Source organism: Mesorhizobium sp. M8A.F.Ca.ET.207.01.1.1 (assembly GCF_004794715.1).
Classification (GTDB): domain Bacteria; phylum Pseudomonadota; class Alphaproteobacteria; order Rhizobiales; family Rhizobiaceae; genus Mesorhizobium.
Window position 1 is genome coordinate 579,428 of sequence record NZ_SRUS01000002.1, and the last position, 19,737, is coordinate 599,164.

At 64.7% G+C, this 19,737-nt stretch carries 17 protein-coding genes; 4 read left to right on the forward strand and 13 right to left on the reverse strand.

Annotation, left to right across the window (positions count from 1 at the left end):
* Positions 1-5 precede the first annotated feature (5 nt).
* From EN850_RS07640 to EN850_RS07650, 3 genes are all read left to right on the forward strand, one after another.
* Positions 6-380 carry a YciI family protein gene (locus EN850_RS07640; protein WP_127275602.1) on the forward strand — a complete coding sequence of 125 codons (375 nt, stop codon included), beginning with the start codon at positions 6-8 and terminating at the stop codon, positions 378-380.
* Positions 377-1,651, forward strand: coding sequence for an RNA polymerase sigma factor (locus tag EN850_RS07645; RefSeq protein WP_127275601.1), 1,275 nt, complete (start codon positions 377-379; stop codon positions 1,649-1,651). Before EN850_RS07640 ends, EN850_RS07645 begins: the two co-directional genes overlap by 4 nt.
* Positions 1,652-1,851: 200 nt before the next feature.
* A complete protein-coding gene (locus EN850_RS07650; RefSeq protein ID WP_136090933.1) occupies positions 1,852-3,366 on the forward strand; it encodes an aldehyde dehydrogenase family protein in 1,515 nt (504 codons plus the stop codon).
* Between the two features lie 272 nt (positions 3,367-3,638).
* Here the strand turns inward: EN850_RS07650 and EN850_RS07655 are convergent, their stop codons facing one another.
* The 13 genes from EN850_RS07655 to EN850_RS07715 form a co-directional block, all read right to left on the reverse strand.
* Positions 3,639-4,553 (reverse strand): hypothetical protein, encoded by a 915-nt coding sequence (locus EN850_RS07655; protein WP_127275599.1) that lies wholly within the window; start codon positions 4,551-4,553, stop codon positions 3,639-3,641.
* Positions 4,554-4,881: 328 nt separating this feature from the next.
* On the reverse strand, positions 4,882-7,590 hold the full coding sequence (locus tag EN850_RS07660; protein WP_136090934.1) for a nitrate reductase: 2,709 nt from the start codon (positions 7,588-7,590) through the stop codon (positions 4,882-4,884).
* A gap of 1 nt (position 7,591) precedes the next feature.
* Positions 7,592-7,921: a nitrite reductase small subunit NirD gene (nirD, locus tag EN850_RS07665; RefSeq protein ID WP_127869848.1), complete on the reverse strand. Its 330-nt coding sequence runs from the start codon at positions 7,919-7,921 to the stop codon at positions 7,592-7,594.
* Positions 7,922-7,926: 5 nt separating this feature from the next.
* The gene (gene nirB, locus EN850_RS07670) at positions 7,927-10,377 is read right to left on the reverse strand and encodes a nitrite reductase large subunit NirB (RefSeq protein WP_127869847.1); all 2,451 of its coding nucleotides are present in this window, start codon (positions 10,375-10,377) and stop codon (positions 7,927-7,929) included.
* 4 nt (positions 10,378-10,381) lie between these two features.
* Complete coding sequence (locus EN850_RS07675) at positions 10,382-11,179, reverse strand: ABC transporter ATP-binding protein (protein ID WP_127869846.1); 798 nt, start codon at positions 11,177-11,179, stop codon at positions 10,382-10,384.
* Positions 11,180-11,189: 10 nt separating this feature from the next.
* Positions 11,190-12,080 (reverse strand): nitrate ABC transporter permease, encoded by an 891-nt coding sequence (gene ntrB, locus EN850_RS07680; protein ID WP_127275594.1) that lies wholly within the window; start codon positions 12,078-12,080, stop codon positions 11,190-11,192.
* 67 nt (positions 12,081-12,147) lie between these two features.
* Complete coding sequence (locus tag EN850_RS07685; protein WP_135881275.1) at positions 12,148-13,464, reverse strand: CmpA/NrtA family ABC transporter substrate-binding protein; 1,317 nt, start codon at positions 13,462-13,464, stop codon at positions 12,148-12,150.
* Positions 13,465-13,815: 351 nt separating this feature from the next.
* Complete coding sequence (locus EN850_RS07690) at positions 13,816-15,054, reverse strand: CmpA/NrtA family ABC transporter substrate-binding protein (RefSeq protein WP_189591022.1); 1,239 nt, start codon at positions 15,052-15,054, stop codon at positions 13,816-13,818.
* A gap of 2 nt (positions 15,055-15,056) precedes the next feature.
* Positions 15,057-15,656 (reverse strand): ANTAR domain-containing response regulator, encoded by a 600-nt coding sequence (locus EN850_RS07695; protein WP_135915077.1) that lies wholly within the window; start codon positions 15,654-15,656, stop codon positions 15,057-15,059.
* Between the two features lie 143 nt (positions 15,657-15,799).
* A complete protein-coding gene (locus EN850_RS07700) occupies positions 15,800-16,120 on the reverse strand; it encodes a hypothetical protein (protein ID WP_127275590.1) in 321 nt (106 codons plus the stop codon).
* Between the two features lie 108 nt (positions 16,121-16,228).
* The gene (locus tag EN850_RS07705) at positions 16,229-17,029 is read right to left on the reverse strand and encodes an endonuclease/exonuclease/phosphatase family protein (protein ID WP_127275589.1); all 801 of its coding nucleotides are present in this window, start codon (positions 17,027-17,029) and stop codon (positions 16,229-16,231) included.
* A 121-nt stretch (positions 17,030-17,150) separates the two neighbouring features.
* Positions 17,151-18,614, reverse strand: coding sequence for a phosphatidylserine/phosphatidylglycerophosphate/cardiolipin synthase family protein (locus tag EN850_RS07710; protein ID WP_135881273.1), 1,464 nt, complete (start codon positions 18,612-18,614; stop codon positions 17,151-17,153).
* A gap of 100 nt (positions 18,615-18,714) precedes the next feature.
* Entirely contained in the window at positions 18,715-18,867 is a 153-nt protein-coding gene (locus EN850_RS07715; RefSeq protein WP_246689160.1) for a hypothetical protein, read from the reverse strand.
* A gap of 54 nt (positions 18,868-18,921) precedes the next feature.
* Here EN850_RS07715 and EN850_RS07720 point away from each other — a divergent pair, with 54 nt between their 5' ends.
* A complete protein-coding gene (locus tag EN850_RS07720; protein ID WP_135929262.1) occupies positions 18,922-19,728 on the forward strand; it encodes an SDR family oxidoreductase in 807 nt (268 codons plus the stop codon).
* Positions 19,729-19,737: the final 9 nt, after the last annotated feature.

Here is a 19,737-nt window from a genome sequence, read left to right on the forward strand (position 1 = left end):
CGATCATGCTCTACGCCATCCTGTGCTATGCTTCCGAAGACGTCGTCAGCTCCTGGAGCAAGGCGCAGGACGACGAAGTGATGGCCAATCTCCTCAACGTCCAGGACAAATATGCCAAGGCCGGTCGGCTCGGCCCGGTGGCGCGGCTTTTGCCGACGACAGCGGCGACGACACTGCGGAAGGTCAAGGGCGAATCCGTTGTCATCGACGGGCCGTTCGCCGAGACCAAGGAACAATTCCTTGGCTTCTACACGCTCGAATGCGCCGATCTCGACGAGGCCGTGGAATTCGCCCGCGAGCTCTCCGAGGTCAACCCGAGCGGCGGCTCGTATGAGATCAGGCCGGTGTCCGTCTTCAATCCCACCGGGGTTGCCGTATGACCGAACTTGCCTGGATAAGCTCGGCCATCAGTGCCGCCCGTCCGCAGGCGATGGGCGCGCTGCTGCGCTATTTCCGCGACCTCGATACCGCGGAGGAAGCTTTCCAGGATGCCTGCCTCAGGGCGCTCAAGAACTGGCCGCAGAATGGGCCGCCGCGCGATCCAGCGGCGTGGCTGATCTTTGTCGGCCGCAACAGCGGCATCGACGCGGTGCGCAAGCGCGCCAAGCAGGCGCCGATGCCGGAGGAAGACCAGATCTCCGATCTGGAAGATGCCGAGAGCGACATCGCCGAGCGGCTCGATGGCGCGCATTACCGCGACGACATATTGCGGCTGCTGTTCATCTGCTGTCACCCTGATTTGCCCGCGACGCAGCAGATCGCGGTCGCGCTGCGCATCGTCTCCGGCCTCACCGTCAAGCAGATCGCGCGTGCCTTCCTGGTCGGCGAGAGCGCCATGGAACAGCGCATCACCCGCGCCAAGGCGCGCATTGCCGATGCGGGCGTGCCGTTCGAGACGCCGGGCGCGGCCGAGCGCTCCGAACGGCTCGCTGCGGTCGCCGCCATGGTCTACCTGATCTTCAACGAGGGGTACTCGACCAACAGCGGCGAAGCGCCGGCCCGCGCGCCGCTGTGCGAGGAGGCGATCCGGCTGGCCCGGCTGCTGCTGAGGCTATTCCAGACCGAGCCGGAGATCATGGGGCTGACGGCATTGCTTCTCCTGCAGCACGCGCGCGCACCGGCCCGTTTCGACGGCGACGGCGAGATCGTGCTGCTCGAGGACCAGGATCGGCGCCTGTGGAGCCGCAAGATGATCGAGGAAGGGCTGGCGCTGGTCGACAAGGCCCTGCGCCACCGCAAGCCCGGTCCTTATCAGGTGCAAGCGGCGATCGCCGCACTCCATGCGCGGGCGGCGAAAGCCGAGGACACGGACTGGGTGGAGATCGACCTGCTCTACGGCCTGCTCGAACAGATGCAGCCGTCGCCGGTCATCACACTCAACCGTGCGGTCGCGGTCGCCAAGGTGCGTGGACCGGAAGCGGCGCTGGCGATGATCGAGCCGCTCGAGCCGAGGCTTTCCGGCTATTTCCATTTCTTCGGCCTCAAGGGCGGGCTTCTGATGCAGCTCGACCGGGGCGAGGAGGCACGCATTGCCTTCGACCGCGCCATCGCGCTGGCCAACACGGCGGCGGAAGCAGCCCATATCCGCATGCATATCGACCGCCTGATCAAGGACGGCGCCGTGCGCGCGCCGGCGACAAAGGCAAACTGAGCCCCCTCTGCCCGTTCAGCCCAGGCATCGTCTGGCTCAATCGTGCGGCTTGGGCTTGGACCATGCCAGGGTGGCGATTTTCCCCTGAAACAGGTAATGGCACGCGATGACAGCCCCTTCCAGCCGCGACGGCGCCGGGAAGGCATGGCGCAAGGCGTTGACCCCAGCCATATGAACGGCGGGATCTGAAAGGAACAAAAATGACGATAGCGAAGGAAACGGCCGAGCTTCTGGCGAAACTGGGCGTGGCCAAGGAGACGCTTGACGGCGGCGACCTGATCGTGCGCAGCCCGGTGACAGGTGAGCAGATCGCGGCGCTGAAGACGATCTCGCCGGCCGATGCGGCAAAGACCATCGACGGAGCGCACAAGGCATTCCAGTCCTGGCGGCTGGTGCCAGGTCCCAAGCGCGGCGAACTGGTGCGGCTGCTGGGCGAGGAACTGCGCGCGCACAAGGCTGAGCTTGGCCGGCTGGTGTCGATCGAGGTCGGCAAGATCCCCTCCGAAGGGCTCGGCGAAGTGCAGGAAATGATCGACATCTGCGATTTCGCCGTCGGTCTGTCCCGTCAATTGTACGGGCTGACCATCGCCACCGAGCGTCCCGGCCACCGTATGATGGAAACCTGGCATCCGCTGGGCGTCGTCGGTGTCATCTCGGCTTTCAACTTCCCGGTCGCGGTGTGGTCGTGGAACGCGGCGCTTGCCCTGGTCTGCGGCGATGCCGTGGTATGGAAACCTTCCGAGAAGACGCCGCTGACGGCGCTTGCCTGCGAAGCGATCTTCAAGCGTGCCGTCAAGCGTTTCGGCCCCGACGCACCGCAAGGCCTGGCGCCGGTGCTGATCGGCGACCGTGCGGTCGGCGAGATCCTGGTCGATCATCCCAAGGTGCCGCTGGTTTCGGCCACCGGCTCGACCCGCATGGGCCGGGATGTCGGTCCTCGCCTGGCCAAGCGTTTTGCACGCGCAGTGCTGGAACTGGGCGGCAACAATGCCGGCATCGTCTGCCCGACGGCCGATCTCGACATGGCGCTGCGCGCCATCGCCTTCGGCGCCATGGGCACGGCCGGCCAGCGCTGCACGACGCTGCGCCGCCTGTTCGTCCATGACAGCGTCTACGATGCCTTGGTGCCGCGCCTGAAGAAGGCCTATCAGAGCGTTTCGGTCGGCAATCCGCTGGAGACCTCCTCGCTGGTTGGGCCGTTGATCGACAAGGCCGCGTTCGATGCCATGCAGAAGGCCCTGAGCGAAGCGACCGCCCATGGCGGCAAGGTGACCGGCGGGACGCGTGTCGAGAACGGCCATCCCGATGCCTATTATGTCCATCCGGCGCTGGTCGAAATGCCGAAACAGGTTGCACCGGTGACGGAAGAGACCTTCGCGCCGATCCTCTATGTGATGAAGTATTCCGACTTCGATGCCGTCCTCGACGAGCACAATGCTGTCGGCGCCGGCCTGTCGTCGTCGATCTTCACCCGTGACCTGCAGGAATCCGAGCGTTTCCTCGGTGTGGACGGCTCGGATTGCGGCATCGCCAACGTCAACATCGGCACCTCCGGGGCCGAAATCGGCGGCGCGTTCGGTGGTGAAAAGGAAACTGGGGGCGGCCGCGAGAGCGGCTCCGATGCGTGGAAGGCCTATATGCGCCGCGCCACCAACACGGTGAACTATTCCAAGGCGCTGCCGCTCGCCCAAGGCGTCTCGTTCGACATCGATTGAGAATGCCAGGGGTGCCCCCGTCAGGTCGATCAGCTGCGCGAGCATCAATCGACACAGGTGGAGGGTGTACACGCGGCTGTAACGCTGGACAGCTTCCGACACTTGTCCAGCGTCGGCTTTTTCGTAACTGGGCGCTGGCAGAGCCTGCCGACGCTGCCGAGGTCGTCGGCGTCGCGCAGCCACGCAAACGCGGAACCGGTCAATCCACCTGTTCTGGCACAATTCCGGACGGAAAACGTATCACGGCTGAAATGGCTCTCGTGTGCCGCTGCTCAGCCGTCGCCTTGCGATGGCGGGAAGCAGGCCTTGAAGGCCGTGTCGACGACGGCCAGCTTGGCCGCCTGGACGGTCATGTATTCCTCGTAAAATCGGTGCGACACCCACATCACCGAATGGCCGCGCTGACCAAGCCAGCCAATGCTGCCGAGCTCCTCTGCCGTGCGCAGTTTGCGGCCGAGATGGGTCCGCGACAGCTTGAGCCATTTGGCGAAGTCACCGATCGAAACCACGCTGGTCGGAATCCGCTCCAGGCCGGCGTGGGCGGGGTCGATGCCCGACATCAGCCAGTCCATGACGATGCCGCCATTGTTGAGCCAGATGAACAGGGAAAAGGTCTGGTTGGGTTCGCGCACCGGCTTGGACGCAAGCAGTCCGTCAGCCACCAGGGGCTGCAGCGTGGCAAGCATCTCGGGCCGCTCCAAATATCTGGCCAGCCGGTCGCCGCCATCGATATGGTCAAGCGTGCGCAGATGGGCTGTTACCCAGCCGGTGAATCGCTCGATGGTCGCCGCTGTCGGCTGCAAGGGATGCGTGCGGCCGTCCCCGCCCGCCACATACTCGGCGATGTTGTAGTGCAGCATCTCCTTGATGAAGGCGTCCGCCGTATTGCGGCTGGCCACCGCGTTCTTGTGCACGACCTCGATGAAACGCGATACGGTCAGTTCCTTGCGGCGGTCATTCGGGTCGCGCCTGAAGTGCATGGCAAGGCCGACATGACCCAACAGCCAACGCTGCTGGGTGGCAAAGATGGAAGCCAGCCGCGGGCTTTCCTCGTAGATACGGATCAGGGACTGCGACTGTTCCTGAACGTAGCGGTGCAAGGCCGGATGGCCGGCTATGTCTTCCAGATTCAGCGCTGATCTCCCGATGCTTTGAATCAACTCGGATGGCGAGGTTGCGTTCCCCATTTTCCAGTCTTCACCACGCGTGTCCAGACGTACCAATCGCGGAGGACAGGGCCAGCCGAGCCCCAGGTCCACGGCAGCGGTTAGATGCGCATTTCGCCAACCGCTTGCTATGGCTTGGAAAACGCCTCTCAACTATGGTCAGCCGAACGGTGGAATCCAGCCAAGCGAGCGGCGTGGTGCGACGATTGTCTGCAGGGGCATTTCCAGTTGCTGGCCCATGGCGGCATCTTTCACCCCCATCCCCCGAGCGAAGTCGAATTAACGGTTGGACAGGTTCGATCCCACCTTCCGGCTGGAGGTCAGGCCGGCCCGGCGGGGTCAAGTCGCTTCACTCGGCGGCCTGGACCCGATTGGCCGCGATGATCGCCCGGATCTCGGACCGGCAGGAGCCGCAATTGGTGCCCGCCTTCAGCGTGGCGCCGATGGCGTCGACGCTGGTGCAGCCAGCCGCCACGGCAGCCGTGATCTGGTTGACCCCAACGTTGAAACAGGAGCAGACGGTCGCGCCGGCATCTGGCCGCTCGGCACCGGCGCGGCCGGCGACGATCCTGAAACGCTGCCGCTGGCTGGCGTGGACCTCATCGAGTTGCTCGGCCGCCCAGCCGCGCGACACCGCGACCGGACCGGGCGCGATGAACAAGGCACCCGCCAGATGCTCGCCGTCGAAGGCGGCGATGCGGTGCTGGCCGGCCTCGCGGTCGTGATAGGCAAGCATTTCGCCATCCGCAGCATCGAAGAGCGAACCGGCGAAGGCCGTCCAGTCGACATCGTCGTGGGCAAAGGCGAGCTCGACCCGCCAGCCGCCCCGGCATCTGGCTACCGCCCAATAGTCGGCCATCGCCACGGGCCTTTTGCGTGTCACGGCAAAGCCGAATGCCCGAGCGGTGAATTTCTCGATGCGGGCCGCGACATGCTTCAGCGCCGGCTGGCCCGACACCGGATCGGTAAGCGATGTGGTGAGCGTGTCGAGCCGACCCCTGGCGGCGAATTGATCGGTCCAGTGCATCGGCGCGAACAGGCTGCCCTGACGCTGGCGCGTGGTCACCAGCGCGCGGACCAGCACTTCGCCGCGCGGAGTCGAGACGCGTGCGATGTCAGCATCGCCAACGCCGTGGCGTTGCGCATCCACCGGGTGGATTTCGACGAAGGGCTCGGCGATGTGCTGGGACAGGCGCGGGCTTTTGCCGGTGCGGGTCATGGTATGCCAGTGGTCGCGGATGCGGCCAGTGTTGAGGATGAGCGGGAAGTCGGGGGTGGTGCGGGTTTCGACGGTCGGGCGGATGGCGATGAAGCGCGCCTTGCGGTCGGGCGTGTAGAAGTTGCCGTTGGCGAAGAAGCGAGTGGGCTGGTGCCCGGTCGAGTTGACCGCGTCGGGCGGAGGTTCAGCTTGAGTACTTCCGCCTGGCTGAAGTGCTGGCCACTGAAACGGCGCAAGCGCTTCATACCCATCGGCGTCAACATCAGCATAGGCCCCGATGTCAAAATCCCGCGCGCCGTCATTCTCGAATCCTGACAACGCGGCGTGCTCAGCAAAAATCTCCGCTGGCGTTTCATGCGCAAACGCGTCGTCAAAGCCCATGCGCCGCGCCACCTCGGCAATGATCCACCAGTCGGGCCGCGCCTCGCCGGGGGCCGGCAAGAACGCGCGCTGGCGCGAGATGCAGCGCTCGGAATTGGTGACGGTGCCGTCCTTCTCGCCCCAGGCCGTCGCCGGCAGCCGGACATGGGCATGGCGGACCGTGTCGGTCTCGGCCAGCACGTCCGACACCACGACGAAGGGGCAGGCCTTGATCGCCGCTTCGACGGCGCCTGCATCCGGCATCGAATCGACCGGGTTGGTGGCCATGATCCACAGTGCTTTCACGCGCCCGTCGGCAACCGCCTTGAACATCTCGACCGCCTTGAGGCCGGGCTTGCCTGCAATCTCCGGTGTCTTCCAGAAGCGACGCACGCGTTCGCGATGCTCGAGATTTTCGATCTCCATATGGGCGGCGAGCATGTTGGCCATGCCGCCGACCTCGCGGCCGCCCATGGCATTGGGCTGGCCGGTGACCGAGAACGGTCCGGCGCCGGGCTTTCCGATACGGCCAGTGGCAAGATGGCAGTTGATGATGGCGTTGACCTTGTCGGTGCCCTGGGACGACTGGTTGACGCCCTGGCTGTAGACGGTGACGGTCTTTTCGGTCCTGGCAAACAGGCTGTAGAAACGTCCGATCTCGTCTTCGCTGAGCCCCGTGGCGGCAGCGACGCCGGCAAGGTCGAGCGCCGAGGCGGCGAACAGTGCCTGTCCAAAGCCGGACGTATGCGCCGTGATATAGGCACGGTCGAGCGCATTGTGCTGACCGAGCCATGCCAGCAGGCCGGTGAACAGGGCGACGTCGCCATCCGGCGCGATCGCCAGGTGCATGTCGGCGATATCAGATGTCATGGTGCGGCGCGGGTCGACCAGCACCACCTTCATCTCGGGCCGTTTTTCGCGGGCAGCCGCGATGCGCTGATAAAGCACCGGATGGCACCAGGCGAGGTTGGATCCGACCAGCACGACCAGATCAGCCAGTTCCAGATCCTCGTAGCTTCCCGGCACCGTGTCGGAGCCGAAGGCGCGGCGGTGGCCGGCGACGGACGAAGCCATGCAGAGCCGCGAATTGGTGTCGATGTTGGCCGAGCCGACAAAGCCCTTCATCAGCTTGTTGACGAGGTAGTAATCCTCGGTCAGCAACTGGCCGGAGACGTAGAAGGCGACCGCGTCGGGACCATGGTCGGTAACGACTTGCGAGAAGGTCGAGGCGACGAGGTCGAGCGCCTCGTCCCAAGAGGAGCCCCGGCCGTGGATTTGCGGACGGAGCAACCGGCCGTCGAGGCCGATGGTCTCGGCGAGCGCGGAGCCCTTCGAGCAGAGCCGGCCGAAATTCGCCGGATGATCGGGGTCGCCACGGACGGACACCTGCCCGTCCGTGGCGACCTTTGCCAGCACGCCGCAGCCCACCCCGCAATAGGGGCAGGTGGTCCTCACCTCGCACGCGTCAACGATCTCCATGTCAGGCGGCGCGGCTGGCCAGCGCTTCCAGCGCGATGAACAGGCGCTCGCCTTCCCGCTTCACGGGAATGGTGCGCACGGCGCCTTCGTCGGCGCCAAGCGCCTTGCCCGTCTCCAGCGAGATGACCCAATTGTGCAGAGGGCACGTCACGGCCGCGCCATGGATGATGCCCTGGCTCAGCGGTCCGCCCTTGTGAGGGCAGTGGTCCTCGATGGCGAAGACCGCGTCGTCCGCTGTGCGGAAGACGGCGATCTTGCCTTGTGGTGTGGCGACGCAACGCGCGCCACGGCGCGGGATGTCGGAGAGGGTGCCGATGGCGGTCCAGGTCATGGGGGTCACTCCGCCGCCTGCGCAAACCCGACCGAAGCCATCGGCCGGAACTCGTGCTTGTCCTTGCCGGAGACGCGCTCGGACCACGGATCGACCTGGGCAAACTTCTGCGAAAAGACGAAGCGCTCGTAATAGGCTCGACGCTTCTCGCCATCGTCCATGATCTGGCGCTTGACCTCGGCTATGCCGATGCGCTTGGCCCATTTGTAGATGCGCTCGAGGTATCGGCCTTGCTCGCGATACATCTGCGTCAGCGCCACGATGTGCTCCAGCGCCTCGTCCTCGGTCCTGACCAGGCCGAGCACTTCCGTGCCCTTGATATCGAGACCGGCGGCACCGGCGAAGTGGATCTCGTAGCCGCTGTCGACGCAGATCACGCCGACATCCTTGCACGTCGCCTCGGCGCAGTTGCGCGGACAACCCGACACCGCCATCTTGACCTTGGCGGGGGTCCACGAGCCCCACATGAATTTCTCGATGCGAATGCCGAGACCGGTCGAATCCTGCGTGCCGAAGCGGCACCAGTCCGAGCCGACGCAGGTCTTCACCGTGCGCAGCCCCTTGGCGTAAGCATGGCCGGAAACGAAGCCGGCCTGGCCGAGATCGGCCCACACCGCCGGCAAATCCTCCTTGCGGATGCCGAGCATGTCGATGCGCTGGCCGCCAGTGACCTTGACCATCGGGATCTCGAACTTGTCGACGACGTCGGCGATGGCGCGCAGTTCGGCGGCGTTGGTCACGCCGCCCCACATGCGCGGCACCACCGAATAGGTGCCGTCCTTCTGGATGTTGGCGTGGACGCGCTCGTTGATGAAGCGCGACTGGTAGTCGTCGGCGTAGTCGTCAGGCCAGTCGCAGACGAGGTAGTAGTTGAGCGCCGGCCGGCATTTGGCGCAGCCGCAGGAGGTCTTCCATTCCAGTTCCTGCATGACCGCCGGAATGGTCTTCAGCGCCTTGGCCTTGATCAGCCGACGCACCTCGTCATGGCCGAACGTGGTGCAGGAGCACATGGGCTGTACGGCGGCCGGGTTGTAGGTGTCGCCGAGGGTCAACACCATCAGCTTTTCGACCAGCCCGGTGCAGGAGCCGCAGGAGGCCGACGCCTTGGTGTGGGCGCGCACGTCGTCGAGCGAAGTCAGGCCCTTGCCCGTGATCGCGCCCGTGATCTTGCCCTTGCAAACGCCGTTGCAGCCGCAGATTTCCGCATCATCCGGCAAGGCTGCAACGGCCGCCATAGGGTCCAGCGGGGCACCCCCCTGGTAGGACTGGCCGAAGATCAACGTATCGCGCATTTGCGATATGTCGGTCTGTTTCTTCTTCAGGTCGTTGAACCAGGCGCCGTCCGATGTCTCGCCATAAAGCACCGTGCCGATGATGCGGTCGTCCTTGAGCACCAGGCGTTTGTAGACGCCGGCGGAAGCATCGCGCAGCACGATCTCCTGGCGGTCGTCGCCGTCGGCGAAGTCGCCGAGCGAAAAGAGGTCGATGCCGGTGACCTTGAGCTTGGTCGGCGTGTCCATGTGGACGAAGGCAGCTGTCTCGTCGCCGGCAAGCTGATGAGCGGCAACACGCGCCATCTCGTAGAGCGGCGCCACCAGCCCATAAACCATGCCGCCCACCTCGGCGCATTCGCCGAGCGCGAAGATGTCGGGGTCGTTGCTGCGCATGCCGGCATCGACGACGATGCCTCTGTTGACGGCGACGCCTGCATCCTTGGCCAGCGCGGCGTTTGGCCTGATGCCGACCGCCATCACCACCAGCGTCGCCGGGATGATGGTGCCGTCGGCGAGTTCCACCTGCTCGACCTTGCCATTGCCCGTAATCGCCTGGGTGTTGGCCTTGGTGATGACCTTGATGCCGCGCTCCTCCACCGCGCGCTGCAGGAGATAGCCGGCGGCCGGATCGAGTTGGCGCTCCATCAGCGTCGGCATGACATGCAGCACGGTGACGTCCATGCCTTGCGCGTTGAGGCCGGCCGCCGCCTCCAATCCGAGCAGGCCGCCGCCGATGACCACGGCCTTGGCCCGCGACTGGGCGGCGAGCATCATTGCCTGGACGTCGTCCAGGTCGCGATAGGTCAGTACGCCCGGCAGATTGTGGCCCGGCACCGGGATGATGAACGGCACCGAGCCGGTGGCGATGACGAGCTTGTCGTAGGGCTCGGTGACGCCATGATCGGAGGTGATCGTCTTCGCCGTCCGGTCGATGGCCACGATCTTGTGGCCTTTGTAGAGGGTGATGCCGTGCTTGATGTACCATCCGTCGCCATGGATGATGATTTCCTCATAGGCCTTCTCGCCGGAGAGAACCGGCGACAGCATGATGCGGTCGTAGTTCACGCGCGGCTCGGCGTTGAAGATGGTGACGGCGTAGCGGCCCGGCGCCTGCTCCAGCAGATGCTCCAGCATGCGCCCGGGGGCCATGCCGTTGCCGATGATGACGAGTTTTTCGGTCATGGCGTTACTCCGCGGCTTCGACGAAGCGGTGGCGTTCGTAGAGGAATTTCAGCACCGCCTCGCGGCAGCGCAGGAAGGTGCGGTCGGAAGCAAGTTCGATGCGCCGGCGTGGCCGCGCCAGCGGCACGGGAAGCACTTCGCCGATGGTCGCGGCCGGACCGTTGGTCATCATGACGATGCGGTCGGACAGCAGCACCGCCTCGTCGACGTCATGGGTGATCATGATCGTCGTCGAGCCGAGCCTGGAATGGATATCCATCACGGCGTCCTGCAGATGGGCGCGCGTCAGCGCGTCGAGAGCTCCGAACGGCTCGTCGAGCAGCAGGATCTTGGGCTCCATGGCCAACGCCCGTGCGATGCCGACGCGCTGCTTCATGCCGCCGGAGATTTCGGCCGGGCGCTTGTCGCTTGCATGCGCCATCTGCACGAGGTCGAGATTGCGCATGATCCAGTCATGCCGCTCGGCCTTGCTCTTCGAACGGCCGAAGACTTTCGACACCGCCAGGTTGATGTTTTCGTAGACGGTCAGCCACGGCAACAGCGAATGGTTCTGGAACACCACGGCACGTTCGGGGCCGGGGCTGTCGACTTCCTTGTCTTCCAAAAGCACGGCGCCGGCGGAAACCTTGGTCAAGCCGGCGATCAGGTTGAGCAAGGTCGACTTGCCGCAACCCGAATGACCTATGATGGAGACGAATTCGCCCTTGTGGATGGTCAGCCTGATGTCCCTCAGCACCTCGCTGACCTGGCCGCCACGCGCGAAGGATTTGTCGATGTGGTCGAGTTTGAGATAGGCGGTCATGGCGCTGTCCTCACTTTGCCGTCGTGCCGCGGGTGACAAAGGCGCCGACCGCCGCGACCAGGCGGTCGAGGCAGAAGCCGGTGACGCCGATATAGGCGAGCGCGACGATGATGTCGGGCAGCCGTGACGAGTTCCACGCGTCCCAGATGAAGAAGCCGATGCCGACGCCGCCGGTCAGCATTTCGGCCGCGACGATGGCAAGCCAGGATAGGCCGATGCCGATCCTCAAGCCGGTGAAGATGTAAGGCGCCGCGGCCGGCACCATGATCTTGACGAAGAATTCGAGCTGGTTCAGCCGCAGGATGCGGGCGACGTTGCGGTAGTCCTGCGGGATGTTGCGCACGCCGACGGCGGTGTTGATGATGACCGGCCAGATCGAGGTGATGAAGATCACGAACAGCGCCGATGGATTGGAGTCGCGGAAGGCGGCGAGCGACAGTGGCAGCCAGGCGAGCGGCGGCACGGTGCGCAGGATCTGGAACACCGGATCGAGGCCGCGCATCGCCCAGACCGACTGACCGACCAGCGCGCCGAGCGCGACGCCGACCACCGCCGCCATGCCGAAGCCGATGGCGACGCGCTGCAGCGAGATCAGCACCCGCCAGGCAAGACCGATGTCCTGGGGGCCGTTGTCGAAGAACGGATGCGCGATCAGGTCATAGGCTTCGTTCCATACCTGGCTCGGCGGCGGCAGGCTTGCCGTCGGCGACGAGCAGGCGACCTGCCAGACGACGAGCAGAAGGGCGATGACGATGGCGGGCGGGACGAGGGCGCTGGCGACCTTGCCTGCGATCGATACCAGATCAATGCGCCGCCGCGTCTTGGCGGTGAAGGCGACCACCTCGGCCGGCTTGGCCGGGAATGCTTTTACCTTGGTGTCCTCGATGGCTTGGATGGACATGTCCTGGGAAAACTCCGTGGCGTCTGGTCGAACTGAACGAGAGACGGCGAAATGCCGTTTGGCCTGACTAGGCCGATGCCTTGATCGTCAGGCTGTCGAGATAAGCCGAGGGGTTGGCCGGATCGAAAGTCTTGCCGTCGAAGAAAGTCTCGACGCCGCGCGAAGACGAGGCCGGGATGTCGCTTGCCGCGACACCGAGTTCCTTGGCCGCCTCGCGCCAGATATCCTCGCGGTTGACCTGGTCGACCAGCGCCTTGATGTCGGTGGTCGGCGCGAACTTGCCCCAGCGGATGTTCTCGGCGAGGAACCAGCTGTCGTGGCTCTTGAATGGGTAGGAGACGCCGCCCTTCCAGAATTTCATGTAGAGGTCGGTGGCGGTGGCGACCCGGCCGTTGCCGTAGTTGATGTCGCCCTTGAGGCGGCCGACGATGTCGGCGACAGGCACGTTCATCCATTGCCGCTTGCCGATGATGGCGGCCATCTCGTCCTTGTTCTCCTTGGCGTCGCACCATTGCTGTGCCGCCATCACCGCCATGACGATCGCCTTGGTGGCGTTCGGGTATTTCTCGATGAAGGCGGCGCGCAGGCCGAGCGCCTTTTCCGGATGACCCTTCCAGATCTCGCCGGTCGTGGCGGCGGTGAAGCCGACGCCCTGGTGGACGAGCTGTTCGTTCCACGGTTCGCCGACGCAGAACACGTCCATGTTGCCGACCTTCATGTTGGCCACCATCTGCGGCGGCGGCACGACGATGGTCGAGACGTCCTTGTCGGGGTTGATGCCGCCGGCGGCCAGCCAGTAGCGCAGCCACAGATCATGTGTGCCGCCCGGGAAGGTCATGGCGGCCTTGACCTCCTTGCCTGCCGCCTTCTTGGCGGCGAAGGCGTCCTTCAGCTTGGAGGCATCGAGGCCGACGCCGGTGGCGGCATACTCCTGGGCTACTGAAATGCCCTGGCAATCGTAGTTGAGGCGAGCGACGACTGCCATCGGCAGCGGCTGGTTGTTCTGCGTCACCTTGCCGGTGTGCATGAGATAAGGCATCGGCGTCAGGATGTGGGCGCCGTCGATGCCGTTGGCTTCGCCGCCGAGCATCAGATTGTCTCGCGTCGCCCCCCAGGAGGCCTGCTTGAGCACCTCGACATCAGGCATGCCGAATTTCGCGAACAGGCCCTTCTCCTTGGCGATGATCAGAGGCGCGGCATCGGTCAGCGCGATGAAGCCGAGCTTGGCGCCGGTCACTTCGGGACCTTTGCCTTCGGCATGGGCGCCCGCGGGAAACAATGTCCTTGCGGCAATAAACAGTCCCGCCGTCAGCGCGCTGCTGGCCAGAAAATCACGGCGGGTGAAATCCTTGAGGGATGTGCCAGTTCCGATCCGTTTCGTCATCGTCGTCTCCGGTTGAGCGCCTTGGAAGCGCCGTCGATTGCGTGTTCGGCCAAAAACAAAAAAGCCGCCGTCCAGGCCTTCGCGCATCCCTGGGGATTGCGCAGTGGCCTGAGCGGCAGCTTTGCCTGTGGCGCCCGCCATTGGACGCCTGTTCCGTTGCCCGAGAAGGGCTCGCTCATTTCAATGCAGGAACCGTGCCAGTTTCCTTCTGGAAGAAAACATCAAATGAATTCAGTGGGATCGGAGCATCACGCGGCAACTCGATCCACCGCGATTGGGGTCAAACATTGATCACCTTGCCTACAGGGGCGCATAATTTTTGTGCAATGCACAAGGATGGCGCAGAAATGATCAGGCTTCTCCGAGGGTCGTTTTTTGGCTGTCGACATAGGCGTCGATCTGGTCCGGATCGAAGATCTGGCCGTTGAAGAAGCCGTCCGGGCCGAGCACTAGGCTGGCGCCCGCCGAGCCCACCGGCGTCGCCACCTTCAGCGCACCCTCGACCTTGGCATTGGCGCCCGGCAGCGCGACGCCGAGCGGCTTCAGCGCCGACCGGTAAAGGTCGGGCCGGTAGCAGTCGCGGGCGATGGCGAGATTCTCCGGCGTGTGCGCGACATGACCCCAGCGCACCATCTGGGTGTAGAACCACAGCGCATGGCTCTTCCAGGGGAAATTGGCGGCCTTGTCGAAAGGCACGAAGAAGTCCTCGACGGTCCGCTGTGCGCCGCCGCCGAGCCGCAGATGCCCGGTCAGGATCGGCATCTGAATGGCCGCCTCCTGGCCAAGGAAGCCGGGTTGCGCCATCAGCGCGGCCAGTTCGGCGCGATTTGCAGGGTCCTGGCACCAGCGCGCCGAGTGATGCAATGCGCGCAGCAGTGCAGCCAGGGCCTCGGGATTTTGCTCGGCCCAGGCCTTGCGCGCGCCGATGACCTTTTCCGGGCTGTTGCGCCAGAGCAGCGCCTTCACGGTGACGATATGGCCGGTGCCGGCCGCCACCGCGGCGCTGTTCCAGGGTTCGCCGACGCAATAGCCGTCGATGCGCCCAGTGGCCAGCGCGTCGGCCATGAAGGGCGGCGGCACAATCACGATCTCGATCTGCCGCTCTGGATCGATGCCGCAGGCGGCAAGCCAGTAGCGCAGTTCGTAATTGTGCCCGGAATGCGGGTGCACGACGGCAAAGCGCAGCGCCTCGCGGCCGGCGGCCGCCCGCTCGCGGATGAACGCACCGAGGGCCGCGCCAGCGCGAGCCGGATCGAGATCGGGTACGGCGCCGTGCGCCACCATGCCGGCCCACACGGCGTTGGAGATGGTGACGCAGTTGCCGCCGAGCCCCAGCGAAAAGGGCACGATGGTCTCGGAGGCGAGGGGGGTGAGGCCAAGATTGCAGGCAAGCGGCATCGGTCCCAGCATGTGCGCAAGGTCGAAATGGCCGATGGCGATGCGGTCGCGGATATTGGCCCAGGAGGTCTCGCGGTGCAGCGCCAGATCGATGCCTTCGCGCGCGGCAAAGCCCAGTTCGCCGGCTGCCGCCAGGACGGCGCTATCGAAAAGCGGCATGAAGCCGGCGGTGATCTGGTGCTCGGCGCCCATGTCTATTCGTCCTCCGGTCCGAGAAGCCCGGCGGCAGTCACCAGGCTCTGGGCGATATCGCTGATCTTGCGGTTCTGGTTCATCGCCGTCTTGCGCAGCAGCGTATAGGCGGCCTCTTCGCTCAGGCCGCGCGATTTCATCAGGATGCCCTTGGCGCGGTCGATCACCTTGCGGCTCTCGAGCTCGCTGCGCGCCTCGTCCAGTTCGCGCGCCATGCGCGAGAAAGCGTTGAAGCGGCTCACCGCCATGTCGAGGATCGGCTTGACGCGCTCCTGCCTCAACCCGTCGACGACATAGGCCGAAACGCCGGCATCGACCGCGGCCTCGATCGAGGCCTGGTCGGAGCGGTCGACGAACATGGCGATCGGCCGCTTTACCGCACGTGACAGCTGGAACATGTTTTCCAGCATGTCGCGGTTGGGGTTTTCCAGGTCGATGACGATGACGTCGGGCTCGATCTCGGCGATGCGGCGCGCAATGCCACTGACGTCATGGATGACGGTGACCCGCTGATGGCCCGCCTCGCGCAAGCCAGCCTCGATTATCGAGGCACGGATGCGGTTTTCGTCGATCACCAGGACGGCGAGTGAAGTTCGGATCATGCCCGCATTGTGGGCACGCTCGGAAATTTGTGCAATGCGGCAATGGCGGCGTCGGCGGGAGGCGACGGCTGTCAACGGCTATCCTTGGCGGCAACCCGCCAAGGGTTGGATCAGGAGACGGTTGGATCAGGAGACGGAGCGACTCAGCCGCAGACGCGAACGTCCTCGAACACTCTGTGGTGGTGGCGCCAATGCACAATCGTTTCCGTGTGGCAGCGGTGATGGTGGTGGCGCCAGCGGTAGCCGCCATTGTCGTAGTCATCGTACTGAGCGTTCTGGTCGCCGTCATACTCGTTGTCATAGTGGCGCATATGATGACGGCGAACGACGATTCCGGAATCGTCATCCGAGGAATATTGGCCGCCGTCGTCGGACTGGATAGTCAGGCTGGCGGCTTGGGTTGGCGCCATCGCTGCCGCTGTCGCGGCGAATGCCAGCACCGAGGCCAAAATCAACTTTTTCATTCCATCCTCCTGTATATTCAACACATAAACTCGCTGAAGAACCGGGTGTTCCGCCCGAATCCACACGCTTTGCGACGCCGGCGACATCAAGGTGTTATCGGCCACATGCTACAGGCGAACGAAGGCGGTCAGCGGCAGATGGTCGGAGGCCACGCGCGACAGCGGCGTGTCATGCGCTTCGACGGTCGCGATCATGCCGTGCCGGTTGGCCATGATCCGGTCGAGTGCCAGCAGCGGCAGGTTGGACGGGAAGGTGGGGACTGCTGGCGGCTGCGGGCCGAAGGTTGCGTGCAGCGTGTTCAGCGCGGAGCGGTTTCCGAGCCGCCATTCGTTCAGATCGCCGAGCAGGAGCGTCGGCTTCTCGTCGGGGCTGTTCATGATATCAAGCACGACCTGGGCCTGCTGCGAGCGGGAGCGGCGCAGCAACCCCAGATGGGCCGCGATGATGCGCAAGGACTGGTTCCCGTCGAGATCGATCTCGGCCACCACGGCACCGCGGGGTTCGAGACCTGGAAGCCTGATCTGATGCACGTCGCGAACGACGCCCCTTTTGAACAGCAGGACATTGCCGTGCCAGCCATGGCCTTTGCCCGTTGCGGAAATGGGCACAGGCACGAGGCCGGTTTCCAGTTCAAGACGGTGCAGGTCGAGGAGCCCGTCGCGGTCGCCAAAGCGATTGTCGGCCTCCTGTAGGGCGATGACGTCGGGAGCGATCTCGCGGATGACGCGGCTGGTGCGGTCGGGATCGAACTTGCGGTCGACGCCAATGCATTTGTGGACGTTGTAGGAGGCGACCAGCGTCCCGGTGACGCCGTCCTTCTTCGGCGACAAGGCGTTGGCCTTGCGCATCCGCCTGTCGCGAATGGACAGGAGCATGCTGGCCGGCAGGCTGCGCCCATTCATTCGCATAGCGTGCCCATCATCCCTGCCGTTCTCATCATGCACCCAGAAATAGAGTCATTCGGCCGATGTTCCATGGTTGGCGACACGCTATCGGGCAAACACGTCATTTTGTTAAAGACAGGATTTCTCAGAGATAGGGCGATCCCAGCCAGAGGATGCGGTCAAACAGGCGGATGATGAAGGGCCGCGCGCGCAAGGAGGCCAGCGTCACTGGAACGGCCGTTTCGATCGCCGATCCGATCCGGGTCTCGATCTCGGTGGCAAAACCCGCGTCGAGGACCTCCAGATCGATCTCGAAGTTGAGCCGCAGCGAACGTGCATCGAGGTTGGAGGACCCGACATAAGCCCATACGCCGTCGATCGAAAGCAGCTTGGAATGATCGAAGGGGCCTTCCGTGCGCCATATGCGGCAATAATTCTTCAGGATCTGGTCGAATTGGGCGGTCATGGCGCGGTCGACGAGGAAGAGGTTGTTCACCGCCGGCACCACGACATCGATCTCGACGCCGCGCCTGGCCGCGGTAACCAGGGCGCTGATCAGTTCCCGGTCCGGCAGGAAATAGGGCGACATCAGGCGTATCGACTTGCGCGCGACCGAGAAGGCGCCGATCATCAGTTTGTGGTTGGTTTCGTTGCTGGCGTCCGGCCCGGATGCAACCGCACGCACCAGCATCGGCTGGCCAGCGGGCGGTGAAACCGGTGTGATCCGCCAGGCATCGCCCTTCAGCGCCTCCTTGGTGGCGAAGCGCCAGTCTTCCGCGGCGACCGAGAAGAGATCGGCGACAACGGGTCCGGTGACCTGGAAATGCGTGTCCTTGGCGCTGTTCGACCCGGCGAACTCCGCCGAAAAACCCTTGCGGATGTTCATGCCGCCGGTAAAGGCAACCGTGCCGTCGACCACCAGGATCTTGCGGTGGGTCCGCAGGTTGGCATAGGGCAAGCGCAGGCCCATGACGATGTTGCCGTTGAAGACATCCGCCGTGATGTTGGCGCGGCGCAGATGCCCCAGGATGCTGGGGACGGAGTAGCGGGCGCCGACGGCATCGATCAGCACACGCACGGTGACGCCGCGCTGGACAGCGCCGGCCAGCGCTTCGACGAAAAGCAGGCCGACCGCGTCATTGTCGAAAATATAGGTCTCGAGCAGGACGCTGCGCTCGGCCCCGTCGATCGCCGCGCACATGGCGGGGTAGGCCTCGTCGCCGCTTTCCAGCACGTCGATTGCATTTCCCGGGTTGAGCGCGCGCCGCGCCACCCTGTCGCCCAGCGTTCTGAGGCCGGTGAACCGCTGTCCATAGCGCTCGATGATCAGCGCCTCTTCGGCGGCGACGTCGCGCTCATGCTTGGCCGACACCAGGCCCTCGGCAAGCGGGCGCTGCGCGCTGATCGTGGCGCGGCGGATGCGGTTGATGCCGGCCACGGCATAGATCAGCACGCCGAGAATCGGCGACAGCACCATGATGCCGACCCAGCCGGTGGCGGCGCGGACGTCCTCCTTGGTCATGACTGCATGGGCAATGCCGATGGTCGCCATCACCACCGAGATGATCGCCAGTATTTGGGGCCAGTGAATCGCCAGGGTCTCGAACATTGCCAGGACTATCCAGCGAGCGCCCGCGGAAGGCAATGCAGCCGGCGATTTCCACACTCACCCATTGGGCTCCGCCGGTGAGAGAACGGCCGGCGCACGGTTATTTGAGCAAGCCAACCAGGACATTGAAAGCGGCGTCGATATCGGAGCGCACCGCGGCCCTGACGGCCTCGCCGTCGCGATCACGCAGGGCCGCGAACATCTCCTGATGATATTCGTTGGCGGTCGAATAGTTTCCCGAATCGTGCAGCATGTAGAAATAGGGGCTGATCTGCAGTCACAGGTTCTCGATGGGAAGGACGGAACGATGAGCACAAAGGCACCTGAAACGGCGGCGGAATTTCTGGCCGGCCTCAATGGACAGCGCGTGCTGGTGACAGCGGGCGCCGGCGGCATTGGTTTCGCCATCGCCGACACGCTGTCGCGGCTCGGGGCGCGCATCGTCGTCTGCGACGTGTCCGACGAGGCGCTGGCTGCCGCTCCCGGCAAGATCGATCTGGTGGCCGCGGTCAAGGCCGACGTCTCACACGAAGACGACGTCGACCGGCTGTTCGAGACGGTCGCCGAAAAGCTCGGCGGGCTCGATGCCCTGATCAACAATGCCGGCATTGCCGGCCCGACCGGCGGCGTCGACGAGATCGAGCCGGACGACTGGCGGCGCTGTCTCGATGTCTGCCTGACCGGCCAGTTTCTGTGCGCGCGGCGCGCCGTGCCGATGATCAAGGCGGCGGGAGGCGGCTCGATCGTCTCGATGTCGTCGGCAGCCGGCCGCCACGGCTATGCTTTCCGCACGCCCTACTCGGCCGCCAAGTTCGGCGTGATCGGCTTCACACAGAGCCTTGCCAAGGAGCTCGGGCCGCACGGCATCAGGGTCAATGCCATCCTGCCCGGCATCATCGAGGGTCCCCGCATCGAGGGCGTCATCTCGGCGCGCGCCAGGCAGATCGGCATCAGCCACGAAGAAATGACCGGGCGCTATCTGCAGAACATCTCGCTGCGCCGCATGACCAGCCCTTATGATGTCGCCTCGATGGTCGCCTTCCTGCTTTCGGATGCGGGGATAAACATTTCCGGCCAGTCGCTCGGCGTCGACGGCAATGTCGAAACACTTTGAGGGCAAGAT

Bases quoted from the DNA above. Each gene is read 5' to 3' on its own strand.
- EN850_RS07640 (WP_127275602.1), top strand. From the start codon at position 6: ATGCTCTACGCCATCCTGTGCTATGCTTCCGAAGACGTCGTCAGCTCC.
- EN850_RS07645 (WP_127275601.1), top strand. From the start codon at position 377: ATGACCGAACTTGCCTGGATAAGCTCGGCCATCAGTGCCGCCCGTCCG.
- EN850_RS07650 (WP_136090933.1), top strand. From the start codon at position 1,852: ATGACGATAGCGAAGGAAACGGCCGAGCTTCTGGCGAAACTGGGCGTG.
- EN850_RS07655 (WP_127275599.1), bottom strand. From the start codon at position 4,553: ATGGGGAACGCAACCTCGCCATCCGAGTTGATTCAAAGCATCGGGAGA.
- EN850_RS07660 (WP_136090934.1), bottom strand. From the start codon at position 7,590: ATGGAGATCGTTGACGCGTGCGAGGTGAGGACCACCTGCCCCTATTGC.
- nirD (WP_127869848.1), bottom strand. From the start codon at position 7,921: ATGACCTGGACCGCCATCGGCACCCTCTCCGACATCCCGCGCCGTGGC.
- nirB (WP_127869847.1), bottom strand. From the start codon at position 10,377: ATGACCGAAAAACTCGTCATCATCGGCAACGGCATGGCCCCCGGGCGC.
- EN850_RS07675 (WP_127869846.1), bottom strand. From the start codon at position 11,179: ATGACCGCCTATCTCAAACTCGACCACATCGACAAATCCTTCGCGCGT.
- ntrB (WP_127275594.1), bottom strand. From the start codon at position 12,080: ATGTCCATCCAAGCCATCGAGGACACCAAGGTAAAAGCATTCCCGGCC.
- EN850_RS07685 (WP_135881275.1), bottom strand. From the start codon at position 13,464: ATGACGAAACGGATCGGAACTGGCACATCCCTCAAGGATTTCACCCGC.
- EN850_RS07690 (WP_189591022.1), bottom strand. From the start codon at position 15,054: ATGGGCGCCGAGCACCAGATCACCGCCGGCTTCATGCCGCTTTTCGAT.
- EN850_RS07695 (WP_135915077.1), bottom strand. From the start codon at position 15,656: ATGATCCGAACTTCACTCGCCGTCCTGGTGATCGACGAAAACCGCATC.
- EN850_RS07700 (WP_127275590.1), bottom strand. From the start codon at position 16,120: ATGAAAAAGTTGATTTTGGCCTCGGTGCTGGCATTCGCCGCGACAGCG.
- EN850_RS07705 (WP_127275589.1), bottom strand. From the start codon at position 17,029: ATGCGAATGAATGGGCGCAGCCTGCCGGCCAGCATGCTCCTGTCCATT.
- EN850_RS07710 (WP_135881273.1), bottom strand. From the start codon at position 18,614: ATGTTCGAGACCCTGGCGATTCACTGGCCCCAAATACTGGCGATCATC.
- EN850_RS07715 (WP_246689160.1), bottom strand. From the start codon at position 18,867: ATGCTGCACGATTCGGGAAACTATTCGACCGCCAACGAATATCATCAG.
- EN850_RS07720 (WP_135929262.1), top strand. From the start codon at position 18,922: ATGAGCACAAAGGCACCTGAAACGGCGGCGGAATTTCTGGCCGGCCTC.